The sequence below is a fragment of the Streptosporangium sp. NPDC053982 genome (genome assembly GCF_055585205.1).
This window is the reverse complement of sequence record NZ_JBVJKQ010000009.1, coordinates 167542-193507: the sequence shown is the minus strand read 5'-3', so window position 1 is coordinate 193507 and position 25966 is coordinate 167542. Positions and strand designations below refer to the sequence as shown.

At 69.6% G+C, this 25966-nt stretch carries 23 protein-coding genes; 12 read left to right on the top strand and 11 right to left on the bottom strand.

Features of this window, described 5'->3' with window-relative positions; all coding sequences use genetic code 11:
- The first annotated feature begins 645 nt into the window (after positions 1 to 645).
- Complete coding sequence (locus ACZ6W9_RS18145; protein ID WP_470118709.1) at positions 646 to 1596, top strand: hypothetical protein; 951 nt, start codon at positions 646 to 648, stop codon at positions 1594 to 1596.
- 111 nt (positions 1597 to 1707) lie between these two features.
- A complete protein-coding gene (locus ACZ6W9_RS18140) occupies positions 1708 to 3456 on the top strand; it encodes a DEAD/DEAH box helicase (RefSeq protein ID WP_389964743.1) in 1749 nt (582 codons plus the stop codon).
- A 100-nt stretch (positions 3457 to 3556) separates the two neighbouring features.
- Here the strand turns inward: ACZ6W9_RS18140 and ACZ6W9_RS18135 are convergent, their stop codons facing one another.
- From ACZ6W9_RS18135 to ACZ6W9_RS18125, 3 genes are all read right to left on the bottom strand, one after another.
- Entirely contained in the window at positions 3557 to 4159 is a 603-nt protein-coding gene (locus ACZ6W9_RS18135) for a hypothetical protein (protein ID WP_470118707.1), read from the bottom strand.
- Positions 4160 to 4428: 269 nt separating this feature from the next.
- Positions 4429 to 5001 carry an isochorismatase family protein gene (locus ACZ6W9_RS18130; RefSeq protein ID WP_389964749.1) on the bottom strand — a complete coding sequence of 191 codons (573 nt, stop codon included), beginning with the start codon at positions 4999 to 5001 and terminating at the stop codon, positions 4429 to 4431.
- Between the two features lie 4 nt (positions 5002 to 5005).
- A complete protein-coding gene (locus ACZ6W9_RS18125) occupies positions 5006 to 6289 on the bottom strand; it encodes a nicotinate phosphoribosyltransferase (RefSeq protein ID WP_389965190.1) in 1284 nt (427 codons plus the stop codon).
- Positions 6290 to 6397: 108 nt separating this feature from the next.
- Here ACZ6W9_RS18125 and clpS point away from each other — a divergent pair, with 108 nt between their 5' ends.
- The 6 genes from clpS to ACZ6W9_RS18095 all read left to right on the top strand — a co-directional run bounded on the left by clpS (position 6398) and on the right by ACZ6W9_RS18095 (position 10967).
- Positions 6398 to 6667: an ATP-dependent Clp protease adapter ClpS gene (clpS, locus tag ACZ6W9_RS18120; RefSeq protein ID WP_389965193.1), complete on the top strand. Its 270-nt coding sequence runs from the start codon at positions 6398 to 6400 to the stop codon at positions 6665 to 6667.
- Between the two features lie 172 nt (positions 6668 to 6839).
- Positions 6840 to 7373, top strand: coding sequence for a DUF2017 domain-containing protein (locus ACZ6W9_RS18115; protein WP_389964752.1), 534 nt, complete (start codon positions 6840 to 6842; stop codon positions 7371 to 7373).
- 223 nt (positions 7374 to 7596) lie between these two features.
- Positions 7597 to 8013, top strand: coding sequence for a M67 family metallopeptidase (locus tag ACZ6W9_RS18110; RefSeq protein ID WP_362930534.1), 417 nt, complete (start codon positions 7597 to 7599; stop codon positions 8011 to 8013).
- Positions 8014 to 8414: 401 nt separating this feature from the next.
- Entirely contained in the window at positions 8415 to 8693 is a 279-nt protein-coding gene (locus ACZ6W9_RS18105) for a MoaD/ThiS family protein (protein WP_179819177.1), read from the top strand.
- Between the two features lie 268 nt (positions 8694 to 8961).
- Positions 8962 to 9909, top strand: a complete 948-nt coding sequence (locus ACZ6W9_RS18100; protein ID WP_389964757.1) for a PLP-dependent cysteine synthase family protein — start codon at positions 8962 to 8964, stop codon at positions 9907 to 9909.
- 224 nt (positions 9910 to 10133) lie between these two features.
- A complete protein-coding gene (locus ACZ6W9_RS18095) occupies positions 10134 to 10967 on the top strand; it encodes an SAM-dependent methyltransferase (RefSeq protein ID WP_470118703.1) in 834 nt (277 codons plus the stop codon).
- 94 nt (positions 10968 to 11061) lie between these two features.
- Here ACZ6W9_RS18095 and ACZ6W9_RS18090 read toward each other — a convergent pair whose 3' ends face one another.
- From ACZ6W9_RS18090 to ACZ6W9_RS18065, 6 genes are all read right to left on the bottom strand, one after another.
- A complete protein-coding gene (locus ACZ6W9_RS18090; RefSeq protein ID WP_389964763.1) occupies positions 11062 to 11430 on the bottom strand; it encodes a hypothetical protein in 369 nt (122 codons plus the stop codon).
- A 53-nt stretch (positions 11431 to 11483) separates the two neighbouring features.
- Positions 11484 to 11813 (bottom strand): type II toxin-antitoxin system Phd/YefM family antitoxin, encoded by a 330-nt coding sequence (locus ACZ6W9_RS18085; protein ID WP_362930544.1) that lies wholly within the window; start codon positions 11811 to 11813, stop codon positions 11484 to 11486.
- A 280-nt stretch (positions 11814 to 12093) separates the two neighbouring features.
- A complete protein-coding gene (locus ACZ6W9_RS18080; RefSeq protein ID WP_389964766.1) occupies positions 12094 to 12573 on the bottom strand; it encodes an AAA family ATPase in 480 nt (159 codons plus the stop codon).
- 216 nt (positions 12574 to 12789) lie between these two features.
- Positions 12790 to 12912, bottom strand: coding sequence for a hypothetical protein (locus ACZ6W9_RS18075; RefSeq protein ID WP_362930548.1), 123 nt, complete (start codon positions 12910 to 12912; stop codon positions 12790 to 12792).
- Between the two features lie 35 nt (positions 12913 to 12947).
- Complete coding sequence (locus ACZ6W9_RS18070) at positions 12948 to 13658, bottom strand: DUF6461 domain-containing protein (RefSeq protein ID WP_389964769.1); 711 nt, start codon at positions 13656 to 13658, stop codon at positions 12948 to 12950.
- A gap of 66 nt (positions 13659 to 13724) precedes the next feature.
- Positions 13725 to 20375, bottom strand: a complete 6651-nt coding sequence (locus ACZ6W9_RS18065; protein WP_470118700.1) for a DNRLRE domain-containing protein — start codon at positions 20373 to 20375, stop codon at positions 13725 to 13727.
- 366 nt (positions 20376 to 20741) lie between these two features.
- On the opposite strand from ACZ6W9_RS18065, the gene ACZ6W9_RS18060 reads away from it, so the two are divergent.
- Together ACZ6W9_RS18060 and ACZ6W9_RS18055 are read left to right on the top strand one after the other, a co-directional pair.
- Positions 20742 to 20957 carry a hypothetical protein gene (locus ACZ6W9_RS18060; protein ID WP_470118698.1) on the top strand — a complete coding sequence of 72 codons (216 nt, stop codon included), beginning with the start codon at positions 20742 to 20744 and terminating at the stop codon, positions 20955 to 20957.
- 218 nt (positions 20958 to 21175) lie between these two features.
- Positions 21176 to 22003 carry a hypothetical protein gene (locus ACZ6W9_RS18055; RefSeq protein WP_389964775.1) on the top strand — a complete coding sequence of 276 codons (828 nt, stop codon included), beginning with the start codon at positions 21176 to 21178 and terminating at the stop codon, positions 22001 to 22003.
- Positions 22004 to 22129: 126 nt separating this feature from the next.
- On the opposite strand, the gene ACZ6W9_RS18050 is transcribed toward ACZ6W9_RS18055, so the two are convergent.
- Positions 22130 to 22543, bottom strand: coding sequence for an ATP-binding protein (locus ACZ6W9_RS18050; RefSeq protein WP_389964778.1), 414 nt, complete (start codon positions 22541 to 22543; stop codon positions 22130 to 22132).
- On the opposite strand from ACZ6W9_RS18050, the gene ACZ6W9_RS18045 reads away from it, so the two are divergent.
- Together ACZ6W9_RS18045 and ACZ6W9_RS18040 are read left to right on the top strand one after the other, a co-directional pair.
- Complete coding sequence (locus ACZ6W9_RS18045; RefSeq protein WP_470118695.1) at positions 22544 to 23347, top strand: helix-turn-helix domain-containing protein; 804 nt, start codon at positions 22544 to 22546, stop codon at positions 23345 to 23347.
- Positions 23348 to 23379: 32 nt separating this feature from the next.
- Positions 23380 to 23694 carry a DUF397 domain-containing protein gene (locus ACZ6W9_RS18040; protein ID WP_470118693.1) on the top strand — a complete coding sequence of 105 codons (315 nt, stop codon included), beginning with the start codon at positions 23380 to 23382 and terminating at the stop codon, positions 23692 to 23694.
- 287 nt (positions 23695 to 23981) lie between these two features.
- Here ACZ6W9_RS18040 and ACZ6W9_RS18035 read toward each other — a convergent pair whose 3' ends face one another.
- On the bottom strand, positions 23982 to 25556 hold the full coding sequence (locus ACZ6W9_RS18035) for an alpha/beta fold hydrolase (protein ID WP_389964787.1): 1575 nt from the start codon (positions 25554 to 25556) through the stop codon (positions 23982 to 23984).
- Positions 25557 to 25966: the final 410 nt, after the last annotated feature.

Below are 25966 nucleotides of genomic sequence, written 5' to 3'. Positions count from 1 at the left end.
TCTCCTGAACGCCGCACCCCCTGGAAGAACTCGCCTCCTGATCGCGGCGGCCCCGGAGAGCCCGCCTCCGGGCCTCGGCTGCCCCTCCGGTGGCGTCCGCGCCCGGCCGCGGCGCTTCCCCCGTCGGTCCACGGCCTGATCTCCGTACGAGCCGTACGAGCCGTACGAGCCGCACGGACGCCCGGAAGGTCACGGAGGAGCGCGGCGGTTCCCGATCGGTCTATGGCCTGATCGCCCTCCGGAAGGCATGGTAGGACGGGATGACCGTGACCACCGGAGGGAGTCGTCGTGGGCGAACGGCCTCGCCGGGCGTGGCAGCCGGAGGAGCCCGGCGGGCGCCCGCACCCCCCGGAGGAACCTGAAGGACCCTCGCGTCCCGTCGGGTCCCCCGCCCCCGGACGCCAGCTGGGGGCGCCCCGGGACTTCGAGGAGTTCTGGACGCCGGACGACCATGACCCCCCGGGCTTCCGGGGGTTCCGGATGTTCCGGGGACTCCGGGGTTCCCGTGACGCCCGGGACTCCTCGAAGCCGCAGGACGCTCGGGACGCCGAGGGAGCCCGGAACCCCGGAGGCTCCGAAGGCCACGAGGGTTCCGGTGGTCTTGAGGACTCTGGGGGCTCCGAGGGCTCCGGAGGCGACAGCCGGGTGTGGCCGCCGGAGGAGCGCGGGCGGCGGGGCCAGCACCGCGCCCGGCCCGGGGAAGGACGGTCCCGTCGGGCCGATGAGCGGACCCCGCCGGGAAGGGAACGGTCCCGGCGGCCCGAGGAGCGGGCCCGGCCCGGGGACGCCCGGTTCGCCGGGGAGCGGGCCCGGCCCGGGGACGCCCGGTTCGCCGGGGAGCGCGCCCGCATCGCCGAGGAGCCCGCGCCTCCGCCTCCGCCCGCCCGGCCCCGCCGGGCACGGCACGCGGGAGAGCCCAAGGAGGACGACCTCCCCTCCCCGGCCCGCTGGTACGGCGGGCCCGCAGGAGTGCCGCGCGAGGACGACCTGCCACCGTCGGCCCGCCTGTACGGCGCGCCCGCCGCCCCCGCCCAGGCCCGCGTCCCCGGCCCGCTGCGCCGCGTCCTGCTCGTGCTGCTGGCCGTGCTGGTCGCCGGCGGGGCCGTCGCCTGGGGGGCCGCACTCCTGCTGCGGACCCTGCCGTCGTCCTCGGGACCCGCCGCGGTGAGCGACCCCGCCGCCGGAGTGCGCTACCCGCTGCCCGAGGGCTGGCGGACGGGCGGCCCGCCGCCGGTCACCGGGTTCACCTCCGTGGCCGGCCGGGACGGGCTGGTGACCGTGCTGACCAGGCCCGCCGATCCGGTGACCGACGCGCGCAAGGAGACGGTCCGGCTCGCCGACCTGTACGGCAGGCTGCTGCTGCACGGCGACGAGGTGAAGGTCACCGAGGACCGGGGGGTCACCGTCGGCGGGAGGACGGGCTACAGCCGCACCCTGCGGGCGGAGTACAGGGACGTGGTCAACCGCCCGGCCTACCTGCGTGTGATGTTCCTCACCGGCCGGACGGGACCACCGGTCGTCGTGCTCGCCGCCGCACAGCCGGACGACCCCCGGACCCGTGCCGAGATCGACACGGTGGTGGCCGGGATCCGCTAGGGGGCGGCACCGTACGGTGTCCGGAGCCCTTTAGCACCCGGAGGCGATATTGGCGAGCATCTCACCGGATCGGCACGTCCTGTCGGCGACTCAGATTACGCTGGTGACACTGTGAGCACTTCCGCCGCATCCCACCTGTCCCCCTCGTACCCCGACCGCGCAGCCTGGGGCACCGCGCCGAAGCTCCGTGCCTGGCAGCAGGAGGCGTTCGACCTCTACTGCCGCCGCGCGCCGCGTGACTTCCTCGCGGTCGCCACGCCCGGCGCCGGCAAGACCACCTTCGCGCTGCGCATCGCGAGCGACCTGCTGTCGCGGGGGATCATCAAGGCTGTGACGATCGTCACACCCACCGAGCACCTCAAGAGACAGTGGGCGGACGCCGCAGGCCGGGTCGGCATCGCCATCGACCCCGAGTTCAAGAACAGCCAGGGCGCGACCTCACGCGACTACGTCGGGGTGGCCGTCACCTACGCGCAGGTCTCGATGCACCCGGCGCTGCACCGCGCGCGCACCGAGGCCCGCAAGACCCTTCTCATCTTCGACGAGATCCACCACGCGGGCGACGCGAAGTCCTGGGGCGACGGCGTGCGCGAGGCGTTCGAGCCGGCCGCGCGGCGTCTGGCGCTGACCGGCACGCCGTTCCGGTCCGACGTCAACCCCATCCCGTTCGTCACCTACGCCGAGGACGGCGAGGGCATCCGGCGCAGCGTCTCCGACTACTCCTACGGCTACGGCCCGGCGCTGGCCGACGGCGTGGTCCGCCCGGTGATCTTCCTTGCCTACTCCGGCGAGATGCGCTGGCGGACCCGCGCCGGCGACGAGATCGCCGCGACGCTCGGCACCCCGCTCACCAAGGACCAGCTCGGCCAGGCGTGGAAGGCCGCGCTCGACCCCAAGGGCGACTGGATCCGGCAGGTGCTCCACGCGGCCGACCGGCGGCTGACCGAGGTGCGCCGGGGCGTCCCCGACGCGGGCGGCCTGGTGATCGCCACCGACCACGAGACGGCCCGCGCCTACGCCCGGCACATCCGCTCGATCACCGGCGAGGGCGCCACGGTCGTGCTGTCCGACGACCCCGACGCGTCCAAGAAGATCAAGATGTTCTCCGCCTCGCAGGACCGCTGGCTGGTCGCGGTCCGGATGGTCTCCGAGGGCGTCGACATCCCCCGGCTGGCGGTCGGGGTGTACGCCACCAGCACCTCGACCCCGCTGTTCTTCGCCCAGGCCGTCGGCCGTTTCGTCCGGGCGAGGAAGCGGGGGGAGACCGCGTCGGTGTTCCTGCCCTCGGTGCCCACGCTGATGGGCCTGGCCGGGGAGATGGAGGCCGAGCGCGACCACGTCCTCGACCGCAGACCGGCCGAGGAGGGGCTCGACGACTTCCTGCTGGAGGACGCCCAGCGTACGAAGGACAATCCTGACGTCATCGGCGACGAGCTGCCGTTCGAGACCCTGGAGGCGGTCGCCACCTTCGACCGGGTGCTGTTCGACGGCGGCGAGTTCGGCACCGCCGCCGAGCCCGGCTCGCCCGAGGAGGAGGACTTCCTCGGCCTGCCCGGCCTGCTGGAGCCCGACCAGGTGCGGACCCTGCTGAGCAAGCGCCAGTCCGACCAGCTCAGGGCCCAGCGCAAGGCCCCCGAGCCCAAGGAGACGGAGCTCGCCCCGCACGAGCGGATCGCCGAGCTGCGCCGCGAGCTCAACGGCCTGGTGGGGGCGTGGAACCACCGCACCGGCCAGCCGCACGGCGTCATCCACGCGGAGCTGCGCCGGGCCTGTGGCGGCCCGGCCATCGCGCAGGCCACGGCCGAGCAGGTCCAGGAGCGGATCGACCGGATCCGCCAGTGGGCCACCCAGCGCCGCTGACCCTCCGCCCCGGCTTTCCCGGGGTGGGCCCGCCCTGACGCCGGACCCGCCCCGGTCCAGGCTCACCTGGAGGCTCACCTGGTCCCGGTTTCGGCGGCGGTCAGGCCCGGTCGAGGGCGATGAGGAGGCCGCTGCGGCCGTCCACCGTCCGCAGCCTGCCCCGGACCGGCGGCGGGGCCAGGCGCGCCCGCACGGAGGCGACGCCGTCCGACACGGCCACCGGGACGGTCCTGGCTCGGGCCGGACGGTGCTCCAGGGCGCCCTCGTTCAGCCAGATCCGCACCTCGCGTCCTTCCCGGCCCTCCCGGCGCAGGAGAACGGTGGCGGTGCCGCACTCGTCCGCCGTGGCCGGCCAGAACAGCCGCAGCGCCCGCGGCTCGCCCGCGCGGCGGACCAGCGCCGCGCGCTCCGGCACGACGGGCCGGGCGGCGCAGGGTGCGGTGGGTCGCGCCGGCCCGGCCGTCCGGAGGTGGACCCCCGCGTGCCCGGCCGTGCCCGGGGCGATCGCGTGCCCGGCCGCCGCCACGGCCACGGTGCCCCGGGGCACGGCCGCCCCCGGGCCGCCGCCGTTGACCCAGACGGTGACCGCCTCCAGCCCGGCCAGCGCGCACACCGCCCCCGCCCGGGCCGAGCCCCGGCCGCGCACCAGCAGCCACAGGGACAGGGGGGCCAGGACCAGCCAGGAGACACCGAGCAGCAGCATGGGCGGACACCACCGTGAGATCGAAGAGCGTTTCCGCTCTCCGTGATACTCCTGCCACGGCCGGTGGTGTCGGCCTTGGACGTTCCGTGACCGTCCTTTACGAACGGATCACCGGGGCCTTCGCCCCCGGGGACCCGGGGAACGGCCGCGCCGTTCGGGCGCGGGACCGGCCTCCGGTCATCGGGGCGTCACCCCGGGAGCGATCGTGCCGTCCGGGTGCGGGACCGGTCCCCGAAACGGGCGCGCCTGTCCGGCGGACGCCCCGCCGCTCAGGCGCCGACCACCGGCTCGCCGCTGAGCTCGACCCCCGCGGCGCGCAGCTCGGCCAGCGCCCGCTCGGTGGTCGGCCGGGCCACCCCCGCGGTCAGGTCGAGCAGCACCCGTACGGCCAGCCCGCCGGCCGCCGCGTCCAGCGCCGTGGCGCGCACGCAGTGGTCGGTGGCGATGCCGACCACGTCCACCGAGTCCACACCGCGGTCGGCGAGCCAGCGGCCCAGGGGGGTGCCGTCGGGCGCGGCCCCCTCGAAGCCGCTGTAGGCGGCGGCGTGGGCGCCCTTGCTGAACACCTCCTCGGCGAGGGAGTCGTCGAGGGCCGGGTGGAACTCCGCCCCCGGCGTCCCGGCGACGCAGTGCGCGGGCCAGGAGTCGACGTAGTCGGGCTCGGCGGCGAAGTGCGGGCCGGGGTCCACGTGGAAGTCACGGGTGGCCACCACGTGGTCGTAGCGGTGGGCGGCGGCGTGCCGCGAGACGGCGGCGGCCACCTCCGCCCCGCCGCTCACCGCGAGGCTGCCGCCCTCGCAGAAGTCGTTCTGGACATCGACGATGATCAGTGCATTCGTCACGAAGCTAGTCAAACACGGTCGGAAGGACCGCGTCTCCCCGGGAGAGATGGTGGGCGTCCGAGGGCAGCTCCGCCAGCGCCTCGCGGTGCCAGGCACGCGACGCCTCCAGGCTCTCGCGGCCGACGACCTCGCCGCCGCGCACCAGCGGCACCTGGAGCGGCCGGGCGCCCGGCACCTGGAGCGGCCCGGCGTCCGGATCCCGGAGCGGCCCGGCGTCCCCGGCCTCCCCGGAGGTGAAGACCAGCTCGGCGTCCGCCGTACCGGAGGCGTCGAGCCGCCGGAAGGCGCGCTTGCGGCCCCCGCGGCTGGGCTTGCCCACCGACTTCTTGGCCACCGGCGCGAGTACCCCGGAGGCGTCCTCGCGGGCGACGAGCTTGTACACCATCGCGGCCGTCGGCACCCCCGAGCCGGTGACCAGGGACGTGCCGACGCCGTAGCCGTCCACCGGGGCCGAGGCCAGCGACGCGATGGCGTACTCGTCGAGGTCGCTGGTGACGATGATCCGGGTCTTGTGCGCGCCCAGCGCGTCGAGCTGTGCGCGGACCTCCGTCGCGACCTCGCACAGGTCGCCGGAGTCGAGCCGCACCGCGCCCAGTTCGGGACCGGCCAGCTCCACGCCGGTCCGCACCGCCTCGGCGACGTCGTAGGTGTCCACCAGCAGCGTGGTGCCCGCGCCGAGCGAGACGATCTGCGCCTGGAAGGCGTCCCGCTCGGAGTCGTGGAGCAGCGTGAACGAGTGGGCCGCCGTCCCGGCGGTCGGCACGCCGTACAGGTGGCCGGCCATCAGGTTGGAGGTGAAGGAGAAGCCGCTGAGGTAGGCGGCGCGCGCGGCGGCGACCGCGGACCTCTCGTGGGTACGGCGCGAGCCCATCTCGATGATCGGCCTCCCGGCCGCGGCGTGGACCATCCGGGCGGCGGCGGTGGCGATCGCGCAGTCGTGGTTGAGGACCGAAAGGATCACCGTCTCCAGCAGCACGGCCTCGGCGAACGTGCCCTCCACGGTCATGATGGGGGAGCCGGGGAAGTAGCACTCGCCCTCGCGGTAGCCGTACACGTCGCCGGAGAAGCGGTAGCCCGCCAGGAAGTCGAGGGTCGGCTCGTCCACCACCTCGCCGTCACGGAGGAACGCGAGCTCCTCGTCGCCGAACCGGAAATCCTCCACCGCGTCGAGCACCCGGCCGATCCCGGACACCACGCCGTACCGCCGCCCGCCGGGCAGCTGCCGGGCGAAGACCTCGAACACCGCGTGGCGGGACGCCGCCCCGCTGCGCAGCGCCGCCTGCAGCATCGTCAGCTCGTAGTGGTCGGTCAGCAGCGCGGTGCTCGTGGAAGTACTCACGATTCGAAGACTATGGGGACGGTAGGGCAGACTGTTCCTGTGGGTGGCATCGCTCCGATGGAGGTCGAGCGTCCGGAGACGGACGTCCGGCCAGACCTGCCATGGGTCACCGTCGTCTGGAACGACCCGGTCAACCTCATGTCCTACGTCACGTACGTCTTCCAGACCGTCTTCGGCTACTCGCGGGAGAAGGCCGAGAAGCTCATGCTCGACGTGCACCAGAAGGGCAGGGCCGTGGTCTCCAGCGGCACCCGCGAGGAGATGGAACGCGACGCGCAGATCATGCACTCCTACGGCCTGTGGGCCACGGTGCAGCACGACTCGTGAGCCGCGCCGTGGAGGTCCCTTCGGAGCCGGGTTCTCCCGGCGACCCGTCACGGGGCCGTGCGGCGGCGGGGTCCGTCGTGGGACCTTTCCGGCGGCGAGGTTCGTCGCGGGGCCGTTCCGGCGGCGGGCGACGGCGGACGAGTGAGGACAGGCGAGTGAAGGCAGGCGGCCGGTGAGTTCGGGATTCAGGCGAGGACACGAGGGCGGGGTGATCGCCGTCTTCGAGGACGCCGAGGTCTCGATCCTCCGCTCGCTCGCGGCCCAGATCCTCGACCTGATCGAACCGCCCGAGACCGGTGACGACCCCCTGGAACGCGCCCTCGGCATCGGGCCCTCCACGCCGTCCGAGCCGTCCGGCGACCCGGTGCTGGCCCGGTTGTTCCCCTCGGCGTACGAGGACGACCGGGAGGCCGCCGCGGACTTCCGCCGCTACACCGAGGCCACCCTGCGCGACGGCAAACGGACCGACGCCCGGACCGTGCTCGACAGCGCCGCGCCCGGCCGGGTCGAGCTCACCCGCGAGCAGGCCCACTCGTGGCTGCGCGCCCTCAACGACGTACGGCTGGCCCTCGGCACCCGCCTGGAGGTGACCGAGGACGTCCACGAGGAGTTCGCCGAGCTCGCCGAGGACGACCCCCGCTACCCGGCGTACGTCACCTACGACTGGCTGACCTACCTCCAGGACACCCTGGTCCGCGCCCTCTGACCGCCTCCGGATCCGGGGCGCGTCCCGGCGGCGGCGTCCCCGGCGGGTCCGGGGCCCGTCCCGGCGCTGCGTCTTCGGCGCGGACGGCCCCGTGTGACGGCGTTCCCCCTGCCCGGGGGATTCCGGGTGACGGTGTCTCCCCATCAGGGCGGGTCCGGGCGTCCCGGGTTCCCACCCCAGGTCACGACGCGGGTCCTCCGGGGCGCTCTGGTACCTTCCAGGCATGCTCACGATCTCTCGGGAACTGGCTGACAGGATCATCGCCCACGCCAGGGCCGACCACCCGGACGAGGCGTGCGGGGTGATCGCCGGTCCGGCCGGTTCCGACACACCCGAGCGGTTCGTCCCGATGGAGAACGCCGAGCGGTCGCCCACCTTCTACCGCTTCGACTCGATGGAGCAGCTCCGCGTCTGGCGGGAGATGGACGACCGTGACGAGGAGCCGGTGGTCATCTACCACTCCCACACCTCCACCGAGGCGTACCCCTCGCGCACCGACATCAGCTACGCCTCCGAGCCCGGCGCCCACTACGTGCTGGTCTCCACCCGCGAGGAACTGGGGGAGGACGCGGAGTTCCGCTCCTACCGGATCATCGACGGCGTGGTGGAGGAGGAAGAGGTGAAGATCGTCCCCGCGTGACCGCCGCCGTGCCGCCGCGGGCGCCCGCCGTACGGGCGCGGATCGCAGAGGAGGCCGTACGGTGCCTGCCGCTCACCGCATGGAACGCGGACCGGCGCTTCCCGACGGGCACCGGCATAGGGCGTAATCCTCCTTTTCGGTAAACTGACCACGCCGACCATCGACCCGAGCCAGGAGGACCGACATGCTGTCACGTCCCTGCGCGCGGGCCCGGCACACGGGCCTGGCGCCCGTGCAGACCTACCTCTTCGCGCACACTCCCACCGTCGTCGTCTACGACTGTCGCTGAACCACGGCTTTCCGGAAAACCCTGCAACCCCGCCCGGAATCCCCCTGTGCCCGCCGGTGTTCTGATCCGGGGGGCGAGCACTCTCATGACGACACAAGGAGATTGACCCGCGATGGCCATCGAGGTTCGCATTCCGACCATCCTGCGCACCTACACCGACGGCGCCAAGGCCGTCGACGCCAAGGGCGCGACGCTCGAGGAGCTGATCGGCGACCTGGAGACCCGGCACCCCGGGCTGCGGGACCGCCTGGTCGACAAGGGCGCGCTGCGCCGCTTCGTGAACGTCTACCTCAACGATGAGGACGTCCGCTTCCTGGGCGGTCTGGAGACCCCGGTCTCCGACGGCGACACCGTCACCGTGCTGCCCGCCGTGGCCGGCGGCGCCCGCTAGGACCTGCCTCGCGGATCCCCGCCCCGGCGGAGGGTCCGCATGACGGGGCTCTTCCAGGCCCTCCGCCGTCACCGGCCCTCCGGCGGGCCGGTGACGCGCCACTTTCCGGCTCCCGCCGCGCCGCAGGGCACGGCCGGTGCCGGGACACCACGAAGGTCCTGCGGCGCGGCTGGGCACGGCCGGCGCGGGAACACCACGAAGGTCCCGCCGTGCGGCCGGGTACGGCCGGCCGCCGGGACGCCACGAAGGACGACGCGGAAGCCACACCATGCGCTTTGACTCACTGATCGACTCCGTCGGCCGCACCCCGCTGGTCGGCCTGCCCCGGTTGTCCCCTTCCGAGGACGTGCGGGTCTGGGCCAAGCTGGAGGACCGCAACCCGACCGGTTCGATCAAGGACCGCCCGGCGCTGTGGATGATCGAGCAGGCCGAGAAGGACGGGCTGCTCAAGCCCGGCTGCACGATCCTGGAGCCCACCAGCGGCAACACCGGCATCTCCCTGGCCATGTCGGCCAGGCTCAAGGGCTACCGGCTGATCTGCGTGATGCCGGAGAACACCTCCGAGGAGCGCCGCCAGCTCCTGCGCATGTGGGGTGCGGAGATCATCTCCTCCCCGGCGGCCGGCGGCTCCAACGAGGCGGTCCGGGTGGCCAAGGGCCTGGCCGCCGAGCACCCCGACTGGGTGATGCTCTACCAGTACGGCAACCCGGCCAACTGGCGCTCCCACTACGAGACGACCGGCCCGGAGATCCTCGCCGACCTGCCGTCCGTCACCCACTTCGTCGCGGGCCTGGGCACCACCGGCACCCTCATGGGCGTCGGCCGCTTCCTGCGCGAGCACGTCCCCGACATCAGGATCGTCGCCGCCGAGCCCCGCTACGGCGAGCTGGTGTACGGCCTGCGCAACGTCGACGAGGGCTTCATCCCCGAGCTGTACGACCCCGAGGTGCTGACCACCCGCTACTCGGTCTCCTCCGGCGACGCGCTGCGCCGTACCAGGGAGCTGCTGGCCACCGAGGGCATCTTCGCCGGGGTCTCCACCGGCGCCGCCCTGCACGCCGCGCTGGGTATGGCCGCCAAGGCCGTCAAGGCGGGGGAGCGGGCCGACATCGTGTTCGTGGTGGCCGACGGCGGCTGGAAGTACCTGTCCACCGGCGCCTACGAGGGCACCCTGGACGAGGCCGAGGAACGCCTGGAGGGCCAGCTCTGGGCCTGACGCCGTAGCCCCGCGTGAGGCTGTGACGGTGCGGTACGGTCGTTGACGCCGTCCCGGCCAGGGGGAGGAAGTGAGCCCGGGCTTACCGCCGGAACCGGCGGGACCCCGGGCTTCGCGTTTTCCTGGCTTACCGGGAGACGGGACCCTTCTAGGCGATTGCTACAGAATGCAAACGATATTCCGACTTGCCCTCTTTGTGGGTCAGGTTCGGAGATCATCTGGGCATGGCAGAGCACCATCGTGCACAGGAGTCACACGAGCTCAGGCCACACGTACCGAACGTGGCCCGCATGTACGACTACTTCCTCGGCGGCAAGGACAACTTCGCCGCCGACCGGGACGCCGCCGAGAAGATCATCGCCATCACCCGCGAGGCGGGAGGCGACCTGCGCCTGCTGGCCCGCGAGCACCGGGCGTTCCTCGGCCGCGTGGTCCGCACGCTCGCCGGGATGGAGGTGCGGCAGTACCTCGACATCGGAACCGGGCTCCCCACCAAGGAGAACGTCCACGAGGCGGCCCAGCAGGTGACGCCCGACGCCCACGTGGTGTACGTCGACAACGACCCGGTGGTGCTGGTGCACGCCCGCGCGCTGCTGCGGGACGACCGGCACACCCGGATCGTCGAGGCGGACCTGCGCGACCCCGCCGGCATCGTGGACCACCCCGAGGTCCGCGCCTTCATCGACTTCGACCGGCCGGTGGCCGTGCTCCTGATGGCGATCCTCCCGTTCATCACGGACGAGGAGGACCCCGGGCGGATCGTCCGCGACCTCACCGCCCGCCTGCCCTCCGGGAGCCACGTGGCCATCTCCCACTTCTGCGCCGCGCAGACCAGCCCCGACCTCGTCCAGGAGGCGCAGGACGTCTACGCCCGGACGGGACCGACCGGGATCACCCTCCGCAGCCAGGAGGAGATCCTCGGGCTCTTCGACGGCCTCGAACTCCTCGACCCCGGCGTCGTCCCCATCAACGCCTGGCGTCCCGACCGGGAGGAGGAGGCGGCGCCCGCCGACTTCAGCCGCCCGTCCTGGCTCGGCGGCGTCGCCCGCGTACCCTGACCTGTCCCGGACCGATCGGCGGTCGAGGCCGGGGCCCTCGACGAGACCGAGGAGCGACCGAGGCCGACTTCTGGCCCGGCGTACTGTGTCACCCTCAACTCATGTCGTCCGGTGTGAGCAGCCCGAGGCGAAGCGCCGCGCGCTCGTAGACGTCCATCTGAGCTCGGGGACCGACGGCGAGGATCTGGATGAGAGGAAGCGTTCGCGGGCGATGAGCAGGTAATTCGCGGTAGACGATGCGCCAGCGTGCGAGCCTGGGGATCTCGTCGAAGTAGAGGCGGCGGCATCCGGTGAGATCAGGGTCGGCCGTGCCGATGAGTTCTCTCCCGCGTTCCTCTCCGTACATGAGGTTCTGGATCCGAAGGACCGCGATGCTTCGGAGGCGGTGTGTCGGAAGGTTCTTGAGGTCGTCATGGACCTCGGGCCTCAGCCGGACATCGAAGATGCGTTCACGGGGGGACATGATCCGGAGAGTAGCTGATTCATGACTCTCCGAAGTCATGTTGGGGCATTGCGTTATGCGGCTGACTCCCTCCCGGGGGGAGGGGCGGCGCAAGGCTCCTCCAGGTCTATTCCGAGGGAATCCGCCACCTCCTCCAGGGTCAGATCGGATTCGGCCGTCGAGTTCGCGAGGCGGTCCCGGATAAGGGGGGCCAGTTGGATCTCGTCGATGAGATCCGCGAGCTTCTCATAGAGTTCGAAGCTGATGATCACGGCTTCGGGCTTGTAACGGCGACCGATGACGACCGGTTCGGCCTGGAGGCCCTCTTCGCCGATGCGGGCGATGGTCTCGCTGAGCTGGGCGCGGGCGGTGGAGATTGGTTCCACGTGTACGAACTTCGCCATGCCGTGATCGTAGCACCACGGAAAGTCACTTGTACAAGTAGTTGTACAACTTTTCGTCGCGTCTGAACGTGTCCTGACGGGCGGCCGGCTGGCCGATCGGATCACGCTTCCCCTTCTCCTGGAATGACCGTCAAAACGGGGGAGCCGGTCGACCGACAGCGTGTTCGTAGTGGCCGACGGTAGCTGGAAGATCCGTCCATCGACGCTTATGAGGGCACTCGGGCGAGGTCGAGGAGCACCTGAAGGGGCGGCTCTGGCCTGACGCCGTATCCTGCCGCGCTCACGGCCTCGTCCGCGCCAGCGCCTCAAGCTGCTGGACGACCCTGTCGATCGGCGCACTAGCGTCGATCTCGGCGGTGCAGGTAGCCCGGAGCAGCGGCTCCACGTCGGCCAGGTCGCGCAGGATGGCCTCACGCTCCTCAGGATGCTTGCCGAAGGGGTTGTTGGTCCGCGTCGCGATGCGCGCGAGCATGATCTCGGCGGGAGCGCTGAGCAGGACGATGTGGTCGAACCGCGGGTAGAACCGCCCCTGGTTGGTCTTGCAGCCGGCCACGAAGAGGGTGCCCTCGCGGTGGCCGGTGAGCAGGTCGTCGATGGCCGGCTCCCGCCACGCCCAGTCGGTGGATCCGTCCGGCAGGGTCACCCAGTGGCTCCACCGGCCGCTGTCGGTGTCGACGGCGCGATGGCCCCGGGCCGCCAGCATCTCCATCGCGGTGGACTTGCCGGTGCCGGACATGCCCGTGACCAAGACCTTCGCCATCGGCCGAGACTACCGCGCCACCCCGAACTGCCGGAGCTGACAGGACCCCGGACTTCGCGCTTTCCCGGTCGATCACAGCGCAGTCGGAGGAGCGTGATCCCTGCCGCTGCTGATGTCGTTGCCGCGATCCTCTACAAGAACGAATCTGGCGGGTCGCTCCTGCCTGCGCGGGGACAATGCTCCCCGTGAAGGCGGGGCCGTCGCTGTGCCTTCGGATCAGGCGGCACGGTACTCGTCATCGATCTGGTCCGGCAGGAATGACGCGGGGATGCCATGCCCGATCAGGAAGCGGCGCTCACGCTCGAACACCTCGCGGGTGTGGCAGGCGTAGGTGGCCACATCTCAGAGGAGAGCGTGTCGCGAAACGGCCCCTCCTAGTCGTCGATCAGGTAGCAGGAATGGGTGCCTCGCATCCAGTCATGTCCGAACTCCGTGCCGGTGACGCGGCCGACGAGCACGAAGGCGGAGGTGACGCACTCCGCGAGGGACGGGCTGTAACCGTCCAGAGACAGCTGGGTGAAGTCCTCCCACTCGGCGGGCATGTCCTCCTCGTCCTCCTCCCCATGGGTCTCCGACCACTCCTCGTAGGCGAGCCAGCCGGGCAGCAGATCGGGATCGGTTCGCCAGCTCGTGTCCGCCCAGTCGAACCGCAGCCCTTCCGCATAGGCGTCGAGCGCGTACGGGTCGCCGCCGCGACGGGCCTTGGGCCGAGTGATACTCATCTCGGTCAGGTAGCTGCCGTCGGCCGCGTATAGAAGGGTGCCGGGATCATTCACATGCCGGCTCAGCCCAAGCGCCCGGCCGCCCATCGACAGCTCGTCGAGGGCGTCGATGGCCTGAACGCCGTGGTACTGCACCACTTGGGTCCATCGGTCATTCAACCGGCCGATCCATACCGCGCCCTCGTCTTCGGAGAAGTCGTGCTTCTCCAGTTCCGCCCAGCTCAGCTGAACTTCGCTCCCGAGATTCGCGCCCATGAGCCGCGCCGTATCATGCACTCCCCAGTTCTCCACCCATAGGCCCAGGAACTCCTGGCCCATGCCGTAGGACCGGATGAGATGCCACAGCCGCTCCTCATCTCTCACTTTTTCTCCTCGCGAATCGGGTAGAGGCCGCCGGTACGGCTTTCGCCGCGCCGGCGGCCCACGTTTCTACTTGATATGCACCCAGAACTTGTCGTTGGCGAGCACCCGATATCTGGCGTAGAAGATATTCAAGTGCCTGCCGGCGCTCGTGTTCTGGCTACCCAGGATGCTCTTCACCGAGAAGTTCTTCGCCCCATACCTGTCATGGACGAACGCGGCGCCCTGCTTGGTCGAGGCGAACGGGAACTCATCGCACTGCTCCCATTTCGTCTTGTTCTTCTCGCCCGTTAGCTTACGCGGCCGATCATCGAAGAACTCATCGCAGACCTCGTCCTTCGCGTCCTGGTTGGCCGTGTACCGTGGGTCCTTGCTGGTGATTCTGGACAACGCCTCCCCGCTCGGCCACTTGCCGGGGAAATGCTTGGGCCCGTCCGTCTTGAAGGGCACGGTGTCCTGTGGACGGGTGTAGGCCAGCTCGATATGACGGGCGACCGCTCCGTTGTCGAGGTCGAGACGTGACATCTCGTAGACCCGGCTCGAACCGTAGAAGACACATCCGCCTCGGTAGGTGGCCGTCTTCGCACCCATGGAGAGACTGTCGCAACGAACGGTGGGCGCCCCCGCGGACTTGTCGTTCTCGGGCTTACCCCACGCGGAGACCGCGATCTTGTCCCAGTTTCCCGCGTGCACCGGGTCGTTGTAGACCATCCAGGGGCGGATCGAGCATCGGCTGGCCCTTCCCGTGCCGAAGGTCGAATGGAAGATGAAGACGTCGTCTCCGTCGTCCATCCACTTCTTCACGTTCCCGGTGCGGGTCAGGCCGCCGTTGTCTCCGGAGGAGAACACCTTGACGCAGTCATTGGTGCCTCCGACGACGTCCACCTGCAACTTGAAGCTCTGGTACAGGTCATCAGGATCCGTACCGCCCAGGCCGAGCAACATGTTCCAGAAGTCGTCGTCCGCCGTCCAGAAGTTGTCGACTCTGGTCCAGACCTTGATGTCGCGGGGTGACAGGCTGGTTCCCGCTCCGCCGATCACGCTCAGCCCGTCGGCGGAGCCGAGGTAGCTGTGCATGACCACGGTCATGTCGAAGTTGAGGTAGTCCTCCACCCCGGTGGTCGTCAACATGCACTTGCAGTGCTTGTTGTACTTCGTGCTTCGCTCGTATATCGCGAAACTGAGGTGACGGCTCCAGCAGCCGCTGTAGGGCGCGATGGAGTCCCACCCTTCGCCTCCGTTCCAGATGTCGGAGCCGCCAGTGCGCTGGTCGCGGCCTCGCTCGCAGTCCTCCAGGGACATGTGGTCGTACTTGAAGTCGTCCGACGCCAGCGTGGACGCCTTCGCCGGTGGCGAGGCGAGCGGAGCCGGTGTGGACTGCGGCGCCTGAAGAGCGGTGATCTCCGCCGGTGTCAGGTTCTTCAGGTGAACACGGACCTCGTCGATGCTTCCCACCATGGCGCTGCCCACGGTCATGAGCCGGGCGGCGTCCCAGGTGGGGAAGGTGAGCGTGGCCGTACCGATGGCAGTGCCGTTGAGATGGATCGTGGCCGTCTTGGTGGCCGCGTCGTAGACACCGGCCAGGTGGAACCACTCGCCCACCGGGGGCTCCACGCCGGAGCGTACGCCCTCGACGGTGGCATCGGCGGAGTCAGCGCTGGTGAAGGTGAACACCAGCCCATGCTCAGGGTCGTTGCCCAGCCGGAAGGGAGCCTGGTGGGTGCCCTTCTGCTCGACGACGCTGTAGGTGCCGTCCTTGTCGTTCCAGCGCAGCCAGGCGGCCACGGTGAAGCTCTGGTCGGTGCGGATGACCGGTCCGGCGGTCTGAGCCAAGGGCTCTTCGCCGGGCTGGGCGACGTCGACGGTGACCTGCTGCCAGTCCGACCAGGTCGAGGAGGCCTGCTCGGTGACCGCGCGGACCCGCCAGCGCACCTTCCACCCGTCGGTCAGCTTCCCGGCGGGGACGGTGAGGCTGGCCTGGGTGCCGGAGACGACGTTGTCGGCGCTGCCGGTCCAGATCTGACCGCTGCCCTGCCCCGCAGGTGCGGCCGGGTCATGCTCGATCTCGGCTTCAGCCCGTAGTGCCTGGCCGGTTGGGTCGGTGACGGTGGCTTGCAGTGTGGGAGTGAGCGTGGTGCTCACCGCGACGCCGTCTACCACCTTCAACGGGGTGATGGTCAGGCCGGTTGCGGTGGGCTTGGGCAGACTGACGGTGAAGGACTGCCAGCCTGACCAGGCGGAAGCGGTGGTGGCCGAGACCGCGCGGACCCGCCAGCGCACCTTCCACCCGTCGGTCAGCTTCCCGGCGGGGACGGTGAGGCTGGCCTGGGTGCCGGAGGCGACGTTGTCGGCGCTGCCGGTCCAGATCTGACCGCTGCCCTGCCCCGCAGGTGCGGCCGGGTCATGCTCGACTTCGACCTCGGCGCGCAGTGTGCCTCCGGCAGGGTCGCTCACCTGGGCCAGTAGGCTGGGAGTGCGAGTGGGGGCGACGGTGGTGCCGTCCACCTGCTGGGATGGGGTGACCTGCAACGCACCCACAGCCGGTTCGGAGACCGGATCGGACACGTCGACGATGAGAGTTTGCCAGTCCGACCAGGGCGAACCTAGGGCGGTGGCGGGGTTTATCGCACGAGTCCGCCAGCGCACCTTCCACCCGTCGGTCAGCGTGTTCGCCGGAACAGTCACGATGGCCTGGTTGCCGGAGACGACGTTGTCGACCGCACCGGTCCAGACCCGCCCCGATCCCTGACCGGGGACGGCCGGGTCGTGTTCGAGTTCGAACTCGGCCCGTAGCGGCTGGCCGGCCGGGTCGGTGATCGTGGTGTGCAAGGCCGGGGTCAGGCTGGTGGTGACGGTGACGCCGTCCACCTGCTGAGCGGGGGTGACCTGGAAAGAGCCGACCGCCGGGTTCGGTACGTCCACGGTGGCCTGCTGCCAGTCCGACCACGCCGAGGCGCTCGATGCGGCCGCGTTAACCGCCCGGGCCCGCCAGCGCACCTTCCACCCGTCCGTCAGTTTCCCGGCCGGGACGGTGACCGTGACCGGGCTACCAGAGGCCACTGCGGCCGAGGCACCCGCCCAGACCTGGCCGGTGCCCTGGCCGGGAGTGGCCGGATCGTGCTCGATCTCGAACTCACCAGTCAGATTGCCGCCGATGACATCGGAGACGGTGGCGGTCAGTTGCGGGGTGAGCGAGGTGGCGGTGGTGTTGCCACCGGTGCTCTGGGCTGGAGTGATAGCTAGACCGCTCACCTGCGGAACCGAGGTCGGACCGGAGGTGGTGATGGTCAGCGTCGGCGGCCGGTTGAAGTCGGAGGTCTCCTCGGCTGAGGGGAAGACCCGGTAGTTGTCGGCGGTGTTGGCCTCGTTCGGGTGGCGCAGCATCAGCCCGTGGTTGGCCGAGCCGTTCGCCCAATCCTGGGCGATGCCGGTGATGTTCCACTCCAGCGGCGCCACACCCTGAGTACAGCTTTGCCCGAAGGCAGTCGTGTTGGTGACGGCGTCCTCTGTGGTCGCGGCGGGCTTGTTGCTCCAGTGCAGGTTGTTCTCATCCCAGGCCGCGGTCACTCGGCGCACCTGAAGGCCCGGCCCGACCGCGGTGCCGCAGCCCTGGGCGTCGATGTTGAGCAGCGACAGCCTGGCGTCGCTCACCGTCTGCCCGGCCAGGCCGGCGGTGTCGAAGCGCAGGTAGATCCGTGACAGCGAGCCGTACATGCGTCCGGCCGTCAGGTACCAGGCGGTCGGATCGGCGGGCCACTCGGCATCACTGCTGTCGGCGACCTCCACGTCATTGTTGAATGGCAGCGTGGTGGTCGGATCTACCCGCACCGGGTACGTGGTGGCCGGGTCGGTCAGGAACGCATGATCGGGCTTGAGCACCAGCTCGGTGCGGCCGTCCTTGACCACCACATCGGTGGCGACCTTGGCGTGCCGTGCCTTGGGTGAGCCGCCCTTGGCCAGACGATCCTTGGCCTGGGAAGCCTTGGTGCTCGCCTCCCACATGGCCGGCTGCGGCGCTGAGGCGATCAGCTTCTTGCCCTTACCCTTGGTAAGAAACAGGCGTCCGTCTTTCCCCTCGGACAGGGTCAGACCGTCGGCCTGCACACCGATGCGGATCTCCAGCGGCTTGGTGGGTCGCTTGTGTAGCACCACGTCATGCCGGAACCCAGTCGGCAACGCCGTCACCACTAAGTCGGCGCCCACGCCTGCGGCATCGGCGTAGGTAGCGACATTGTCCTTGATAGTCGGCTTGGGCAGCGGGATCGGCCACGTCAGCGCGTAGGATTTCCCATCGGCGGTCATCTTCACGAAGGGGTCCGTGCCACCACCGGAGATCTCCACGGCCGCGCCTTCGGCAAGGGCCTTGGGCCACAGCTTGCCACCCTGCTCGGCCAGCGTGGTGTTGATCGGCACCCATGCGTCGTTCTGCCGGGTCCGCACCGGGCCGGCCGTGATCTCGGTCTTGAAACTCTTCCCATCCGGCTGGGCGTAGGTAATGCTGGTGGCGGTCGTCTCGTCGTCGACTTCGACGGCCTTACCCTGCTTGGCCGCTGCCTGGGAGGCAGCGATCCGCGCCTGCGACGGCACGTTGGAAACCGCGTTGCCGTTTTTCCCCACGATCCACGCCGCCGTGTCGTTCAGGCTCGCGTTGTGACCGTTGCCCGACGAGTCGGCCGTGGTGGAACCTGTACCTTCGTCGAGCTTCCAGTGGGCGGCCAGCGTGCTGACCGTGAACGACCACGGGTGGGGGTCCATCTTATTGTTGGAGTCGTCGCGAGCCCCACTGACCAGCGCGGTGTATTTGGCTCCTGGCGTCAGCGGTCGGCCTGGCGTGAACGTCAGGACCTTGTTGCCAGCGTCCATGATTGAGGTGCCCTCGACCACCGCATCCTGGGCGTCTTTGACCGCGATGACGGCGTCGGTGACCGCCTCGTTGAACGTCGCGGAGATCTTGGCGGAGGGCAACGCGTCGGTCGAGTCCTCCATAGGGCTGACCGCGCTCACCTCCGGGTCGAATTCGTCCATCTCCGGATCGACGTCCGTGGTCCAATCCTCGCCTGGCAGGGGCGTCAGGTTCTCTGGACCCACGAAGTACGGCGTGGCCGCGTTGCTCTCCAGCCTCTCGGCGAGCGCGTCCGACATGGGCCCGAGGTCGATGACGGAGGAGTCAGCCTGTCTGGCCAACGCGAGCGCCTCTTCCGGCGTGGGCTTGGACCGCCTCGGAGCGCCGCTCTCCGTCCAGTGCAGGACGCTCCGCTCGACTGTCGCGGGCTCGTACTCGACCATAAGGGTGGGCGGGTGGCGGAAGCCCGGGTAGGGGCTGCCGCCGTATTCGCTGGCGTAGTACTGGCGCCAGTTGATCGCCGGGCTCTCAGTGACCGCCCGCAGCAGCAATCCGTGGTTGGGCACGCCCTCTTCAATCCAGGCGCGGGCCATGCCGGAGATCCGGTGGACGAGCGCCTCTTCCTTGGCGCACCACCCAGTGGCATTGGGGTCGATGCTGTAGCCGTACTCGTTGCCGCTGCCGCCCTCGGCTCCGTTGTTGGAGGGCTGGTTGTTCCAGCTCAGGTTGGTCGACGTGCCATCGAGGGTCCACGGGGAGGTAACGCGGGAGGCCACGATGCCCGACCTGATCTCACCACACAGCTGGTTGTTGGGCCCGCCGGACTTGTAGTTCCACACATACAGGTCCGCGTCGATGACCCTGGCGCCCTCCAGCTCCGGGACGGTGGTGTTGAACTTCAGGTATACGCGGGCGATGTCGGCGCTGGTCTGCGTGGTGCCCACGCGCAGGTATCCGGCCGAGGCGTTGTTGGCGCTGGGGCTGTTCTTGTTGACCCAAGCGTCGGTGGGGACGCCGCCGCCGAACCATTCGGAGGCGGCCGCGATCGTCACCGGGTAGGTCACCGCTGGGTCGGCCAGGAACGTCGCATCTGGGGTGAACACCAGCTCGTGGGTCTTGCCGGAGGGTTCCACGCTTGCGGTGACCGGGAAACTCTTGCCCTTCTCAGGCGAATTCTCCACCTTGGCGTCCATCGCGGTCAGCACGATCGGCGCCGCCTTCGGCTGTCCCTCGGCGTCCTGCAGCTGCGGCTGCCCCTCGGCGTTCTTGCCGAACTTCGTGTCCTTGGGCAGCGTGAGCGGCAGCCGCACCGTCACTGGGCCGGTCGGCTTGCGTCGGAAGACCACCTGGGAGACGAACCCGTCGGCCAAGGCCAGCACCACCAGGTCCGCCCCTGGTGCGACGGCGTCGGGGTAGGTGATCGTATTTTCGGAGATCTTGGGTTCCGGCAGTGCCCGGCTCACGCCCAAGCCGCTCTTGCCCTCTTCCCCGGTCGCTGACACCAGGTGCTTGGTGCCGCGTCCGCCGAAAGTCAGCGGGGTCTTGACCCGGGCGGCTTGCAGTTTGCCGTCGCGGGTCACGATGCGGGTGTCGATGGGCTCCCAGACGCCGCTGTCGGGGTTCTTCAACTGGACGGGCCGGGTGTGCAGCTCGGCACGCAGGTTCTTGCCGTCGGGGTCGGCCCAGACCTTCATGGTCTCGGTGGAGCGGGAGGGAACCTCGACGGGTTTGCCGGACTTGACGGCCTTGTCCCAGGCGCTCTTGAGGGTCGGATCTGAGGCGGCGCCTGGTGGTGTCGTCGATGCGGAGGCCGGGGTGGGGGATGGCGTGGGGCCCTGGGCGATCGCGGGCGCGCTCATGAGCGAGAGCGGCAGCATCAGCGTTGTGATCAGGGCAACGCGGTGGTGCGTCCGGGCGGATGAGCCAGACGCTAATCGGCGTGTTTTCACTCACGACCTTTCGAACATATGTATCAAAACGAAGCTATCGTCACATAAAGCAAAGGGATAAGTAAAGATTGTTTTCGGTATCGGGAAAGTGCTGCTCCGTGATCACCACACGTCGTCCACTCGCAGGCGCAGCCACGATCCGCTTGTGGCCTTGAGAATTTCGTCTGCCTTCGCGAGCCGTTCAGGGCGCCGCGAAGCGTGATCGGATTAACCGGACCGTGACAGGGGGGACTGGCCGACGACCGTTGTGTCGCTGAGACCGAGCAGAGGGAGCGGCTCACCGAGCGGCTGTCCATGAGGAAGATCGTCACCGCGCTGGACGCCGCCCAGCAGGAAGCGGCCGACGATGGTTATGGAGCGGTGGACACCGCGCTGGCCCTGTACGAGCTGATGCGCGAGCACGTGGCCTGTACCGACGACACTGCTCTCCGACTATCTGCCGCATCGGCGGCGCCTCCACCCTCAAGCGGCACCTGCTCTCCGTCGGGACATGACCGGCCAGTACGGTGAGCGCGTGAGTGGCGCCCCAATCCTCGGCAGCCGGATCACTGGCGGCATGAAGGCACCATGCCGCTCACCTCCTCGGGATCGGCGGACACCGATCCGCGCGACTCCACCGCACCGAAGATCTTCGCCATGATCCATCACCGGTGTGGGAGCCTGGGCGCGTGGCGGTCGAGTGGTCCCGGGAGGAAGCCCTTGAAGCGGTCAGGGCGTGCCTGCCGGGTATGAGCGCGATGACGGACGGGTGCTCCGGCCTCGATGTCGTCATGGAGCCGGACAACCTGCTGGTGGTCTTCCGCTGGCGGCGGGATCCGAACGTGTACGCCGTCGAGGTCGCGTTTCCGGCGACGCCCACGAGTCCGTGGACCGGCTTACCGGTGACCTCGGCGTACGAATGGGCCGCGGACGTCATGGCCGGCCTCTCGGAGAACCTCGCGACCGGATTGGTCCTCCGGAGCCGCCGGAAGGTCCGCGACGGGTATGTCGTGCTGGACGCCCGTGATGCCGTGGACGTCTGCCCCGCCGGTTACTTCATCGACTCGGTTCCCCTCGTCGGCGCGCCTTCCTCCTCGCGGCCGCCCTTCTCATGGTCGTGGCGGAGACGGACCCATGTCACCTGGGGGCCGCCGGAGGAGTCGGTTCCCCTGCCCGCGTCCGAGGTGGGCTCCTGGCTGGCCGGAGCGGGGATGGACGTGAGCCTACCCCGGCGGCTGATCGCCGAGGCGAGGCTTGCCTGCTGGCTGCAGGCCCATGTCGACAACGACCGTGGAGAACCCTATGTCGGCCAGGTGGTCGCGTCCTGGGAGGACGCGCGGTGCGCCACCGCACGTCTCGACCTGGTGCACACCAAGCCCGGCGTCCCGTCGGAGGTACGGGGTGCGTTGGTGCGTTCAGCGGTCCGCATGGTGACCGAGAACGGTGCTCTGCACGTGGTCACCGCGCTCGACGTTCCCGAACTGCACGGGCTGGGGTTCCGGCCCGCGAACGGTGGCGGTCTCACGTTGCGTACCAGCGACGCCGACCGGTCGTCGGCTCCCGTCGCCGAGGGCTGACCCCAGGCGTCGCTCGTCCGTCTCGTCCGAGGCCGGACCTCCGCGAGACCAGGGTGGAGACCCTCCGCGGGCGCATCCATGGAGGATTGCTCGCCATCGATGCGGGCGATGAGCGGGACGCCGGGTTCACGAACTCCGGCCGGAGAGCTGGAACCAGACGATGCGGCCAGCGGCGGTCTCGTACCAGCCCCAGGCGGTGGCCAGCTCCTGGACCAGCCACAGGCCGCGCCCTCCGCTGCCGTCGCCGTCGGCGTCCGAGCACAGGGCGGGGCGGCACCCCTCGGATCCGGCGTCGATGACGTCGATGTGGAGCGTTCCAGAGTGGTTGGCGACGGCGACGAGGACCCGGCCGCCGGGGACGCGGCCCGAGTCGGAGTGCCGTACGGAGTTCGTCACCAGTTCGGTGACCAGGAGGAGGGCGTCGTCGGTGTGCGGGTGCTCGGTGTCGTCCAGCAGGTCGCGGACGTAGCGGCGCATCCGGGGGACGGTGGCGAACTCGGCGGGCAGCTCGACCTGCCCGAGCAGTCCCAACGCCCTCAATTGAGGGAGCGCAAGGCTCTGACTCTTGAGGAGGCGGCCGAACGCGTCGGCTGGTCCACAGCGAAGGTCTCCCGTATCGAGACGGCCCGTGTCGGGATCACCTCCCCTGACCTCACCCGCTTGCTGGACCTGTACGAGCTGGACCCCGCCAAGCGGACCGCTTTGCACGCGTTGGCGCGAGCGGCACGAACCAAGGGATGGTGGGACGCCTACACGGACTCGTTGCCCAGCGACTATGCGACCTATATCCAGCTTGAAGCAGAAGCCGCATTCATCCGTAGTTTCGACGGCATGCTCGTCCATGGACTGCTCCAAACGGAGGACTACGCCCGTGAAGTGATCCGGTCGGCTCTGATGGCTCTGTCACCGCCCGCGGAGGTCGAACGCCGTGTTGAGGTCCGGCTGACCCGTCAGAACCTTCTTCTGCGCGAGGAGAGCCCGCTCCGGTTCTGGACGGTGATCGATGAGGCTGTCCTCGCTCGGCAGATCGGCTCGGAGGTGATCATGCATGATCAGTATGTCAAGCTCGTTGAACTTGCTGAGCAGGACAACGTCACGATCCAAGTGCTTCCATTCACCGCCGGAGTTCATCCCGCCACCTCTGGGACGTTCGCCATCATGGAGTTCCGCGAACCTTACGATCCTGACGTGGTGTACGTCGAGAGCATGACGAGTAGCTTGTACGTGGAGAAAGATGTCGAAATGTACTGGTACACGCTTGCTTTCGATCACCTCCGAGCGGCGGCGCTCGGCCCCGATGAGTCGAGAGCATTGATTTCAAAGATGGCGGAGAAGACCTTCTGAGAACAGCCTGCGCTCGATCGAAGGGTGAATCGATGAACGTGTCCCGCATTACGTGGCGCAAGAGCAGTCTTAGCGGAAACGGTTCAAACTGTGTTGAGGTTGGTGTCTGGCGCAAGAGTTCCTTGAGTGCCGCACAGGACTGCGTGGAGGTCTCCGCATGGCGGAGAAGCTCTCTCAGCGGTAGCGGTCAAAACTGTGTCGAGGTGGCCGCTGGATCCCAGCCCGACCGCCTCTTCCTGGTCCGTGACTCCAAGGACCCCGACGGTCCGGTGCTCTCCTTCGCCCCAGCCGAGTGGGACGCCTTCCTCGTCACCGTCAAGAGCGGCGCACTCGACGCGCTGGCCTGACCGGCTTTTCGACGGCCCAGATGCCGGCGGCAAGGAGGTGAAGAGGCTGTTCGGAAGACGCGGACCAGGCCCGGATGCCGACCGAGTGAAAGCGATGACTCCGCGGCATCCGGAGCCAGCCGGACGGGCAGGAAGGACATGAGCCCTACGCCACCGGTGCCCACTCGCCGGCGAAGGCTTCCGTCTACCTGATCGCGAGGTCCATGGCCCGGCCCGGTAGCGACCGGTTCGGCTCGGTATGGAAAAGGGCAGCGCCCGCGGAGGCGGACGCTGCCCCGGGGTGTGGATCAGTCGGCGTGGACCGGGCGGCCGGTCCTGGTGAGGGACGGGTTCTCCGCCGGCCTCCTCGCGGCGGACGGCTCCGTCGGGTACTCGGGAGCGCAGCGGGTGCCGGGCTGCGGCACCTTGAGCTCGATCAGATAGTTCGCGATCGTGTCGTGGGCGCAGACGCTGTTGCGGAACTGGCCGTGCCCGACGCCCTCGTACTCCAGCAGGACCGACTGCGGGATCTGCTGCGCGGCCGCGTGGTTCCAGGCCGCCGGGGTGCCGACGTCGTGGCGGGCGGTGGCCACCAGGATGGGCGGGGTGTCACCGATGCTGAGTCGGTGCTGCGGGTTGGAGACGGGGCCCTGCCAGTTGAGGCAGCTCGTCACGTCGGACCAGAACGGCGAGAGCTTCGTGTGGGGGGCGATCGTCTCAAGGCGCCGCCGGTACTGGTCGAGCTGGGCGAAGCTCGTGACGTCCCACTTCCAGTCGGAGCACCAGATGGCGGGGTAGGGGTTGGCGACCGCTTCGGCCTTAGCGGTGAACGAGGGCGGCGGCGCGGCGCCCTCGGCGAGGGCCTTCAGCCAGTCGGCGGCGTCGAACCAGTCACTCGGGGCGTACATGTAGTCGAACAGCCCCACCCGCAGTTCCTCGGCGGAGATCAGGTGTCCGTCGGCGGGGTCGGTGAGGTCTCTGGCCGTGGCCCTGGTGTGCAGGCCGTCCCACACGTCGACGACCTTCTCGTCGTGCAGCGCACAGGCCGCGGTCTCGCCGCACCACTCGGCGAACTCGAGGAAGCTGCCCTCGAAGTCCTCCGTCGTGGTCTTCAGGTAGTGCCACGCGGAGGTGATGCTGTGGTCCATGTTGGAGTCGATCGCCATCGCCCGGATGTTCTGGGGGAACATCTCGGCGTACTGCTGGCCGACCTGCGTGCCGTAGGAGATCGCGAAGAAGCTGACCTTGCGTTCGCCGAGCGCGATCCGGATCGCGTCGACGTCGCGGGCCGCGCTGGTGGTGTCCACATGGTCGAACAGCGGGCCGGTCCGCGCGCGGCAGTCCCTGGACAGGTCCGCGTTGAACGTCAGGAGCGACCGGTATTCGGCCTCGCTGGCCGGATAGGTGACCGGTGTGCGGTCGACCAGGTCCTCGCTGCACACCGCCTGCGTGCTGCGGCCGACGCCGCGCGGGTCGAGGCTGACCAGGTCGAAATACTGGCGGACGGGATCGCTGTCCGGGATGCCGCGGTTGAGGATGAGCGAGTTGATGCCCGAGCCGCCGGGGCCGCCGGGGTGGACGACCAGCACGCCGATCCGCTTGGCGGGGTTCAGCGCCTTGAGCCGTCCGATCGCCAGGTTCAGGGTCGGCCCGTTCGGCTTCTTCCAGTCGATCGGCACCTTCAGGGTCGCGCACTCACCCTTCTGGGTGGTGCCGCACTCCGTCCAGGTAGGCGGCTCGGAGGGGCGCCACTGCGAGGCGGAGGCGGTCTGGGCGGCGGGCTGCTCGGCGGAGGGCCGCTCAGCGTGGGCGAGGGCCGGGTGCGTGAACGAGGCCGTCAGAGCGAGCCCCGCGAGCGCGACGGTGAACAATCGCGTCTTCATGGATTCCTTTCATGAGCGTGCGCCGTGTGCGAGGGGGCGGCGACGGGTCAAGGACGTGTGGAAGCGGCCTTGACCGAGGCGGGTGGCACCCGTGGTGGAACGAGTGCTGCGGCGCCTGTCATGGAGGTTCACCCGGTCCTTCTGCGACGCCCGCCCCCTGGGCGGCATGAGAACCTGACGGGAACGTTCAGGAACCCACGCCCGAAGATCGCAAGTAGACGGGTGGATCTTGTCGTAGTCCGCATCCGGCCGCAAAGGGTTTCAGCCCTGGCTGAAAGGGATGCTTCGCCCAGGGCCGTACCGGGCCGGCGTCATGGGGACCCCTGCGGCGGACGATCTGTGCCGTGAACGGCCGGAGCCCGGCGACGGGTGGTCGCCGGGCTCCGTTCCAGGGCGTGGACCGGGTCTTC

Bases quoted from the DNA above. Each gene is read 5' to 3' on its own strand.
- ACZ6W9_RS18135 (WP_470118707.1), bottom strand. From the start codon at position 4,159: ATGCTGCTGCTCGGTGTCTCCTGGCTGGTCCTGGCCCCCCTGTCCCTG.
- ACZ6W9_RS18125 (WP_389965190.1), bottom strand. From the start codon at position 6,289: ATGCTGCAGGCGGCGCTGCGCAGCGGGGCGGCGTCCCGCCACGCGGTG.
- clpS (WP_389965193.1), top strand. From the start codon at position 6,398: ATGGAGGTCGAGCGTCCGGAGACGGACGTCCGGCCAGACCTGCCATGG.
- ACZ6W9_RS18110 (WP_362930534.1), top strand. From the start codon at position 7,597: ATGCTCACGATCTCTCGGGAACTGGCTGACAGGATCATCGCCCACGCC.
- ACZ6W9_RS18105 (WP_179819177.1), top strand. From the start codon at position 8,415: ATGGCCATCGAGGTTCGCATTCCGACCATCCTGCGCACCTACACCGAC.
- ACZ6W9_RS18100 (WP_389964757.1), top strand. From the start codon at position 8,962: ATGCGCTTTGACTCACTGATCGACTCCGTCGGCCGCACCCCGCTGGTC.
- ACZ6W9_RS18095 (WP_470118703.1), top strand. From the start codon at position 10,134: ATGGCAGAGCACCATCGTGCACAGGAGTCACACGAGCTCAGGCCACAC.
- ACZ6W9_RS18090 (WP_389964763.1), bottom strand. From the start codon at position 11,430: ATGTCCCCCCGTGAACGCATCTTCGATGTCCGGCTGAGGCCCGAGGTC.
- ACZ6W9_RS18085 (WP_362930544.1), bottom strand. From the start codon at position 11,813: ATGGCGAAGTTCGTACACGTGGAACCAATCTCCACCGCCCGCGCCCAG.
- ACZ6W9_RS18080 (WP_389964766.1), bottom strand. From the start codon at position 12,573: ATGGCGAAGGTCTTGGTCACGGGCATGTCCGGCACCGGCAAGTCCACC.
- ACZ6W9_RS18065 (WP_470118700.1), bottom strand. From the start codon at position 20,375: ATGCTGCCGCTCTCGCTCATGAGCGCGCCCGCGATCGCCCAGGGCCCC.
- ACZ6W9_RS18060 (WP_470118698.1), top strand. From the start codon at position 20,742: ATGAGGAAGATCGTCACCGCGCTGGACGCCGCCCAGCAGGAAGCGGCC.
- ACZ6W9_RS18055 (WP_389964775.1), top strand. From the start codon at position 21,176: ATGAGCGCGATGACGGACGGGTGCTCCGGCCTCGATGTCGTCATGGAG.
- ACZ6W9_RS18040 (WP_470118693.1), top strand. From the start codon at position 23,380: ATGAACGTGTCCCGCATTACGTGGCGCAAGAGCAGTCTTAGCGGAAAC.
- ACZ6W9_RS18035 (WP_389964787.1), bottom strand. From the start codon at position 25,556: ATGAAGACGCGATTGTTCACCGTCGCGCTCGCGGGGCTCGCTCTGACG.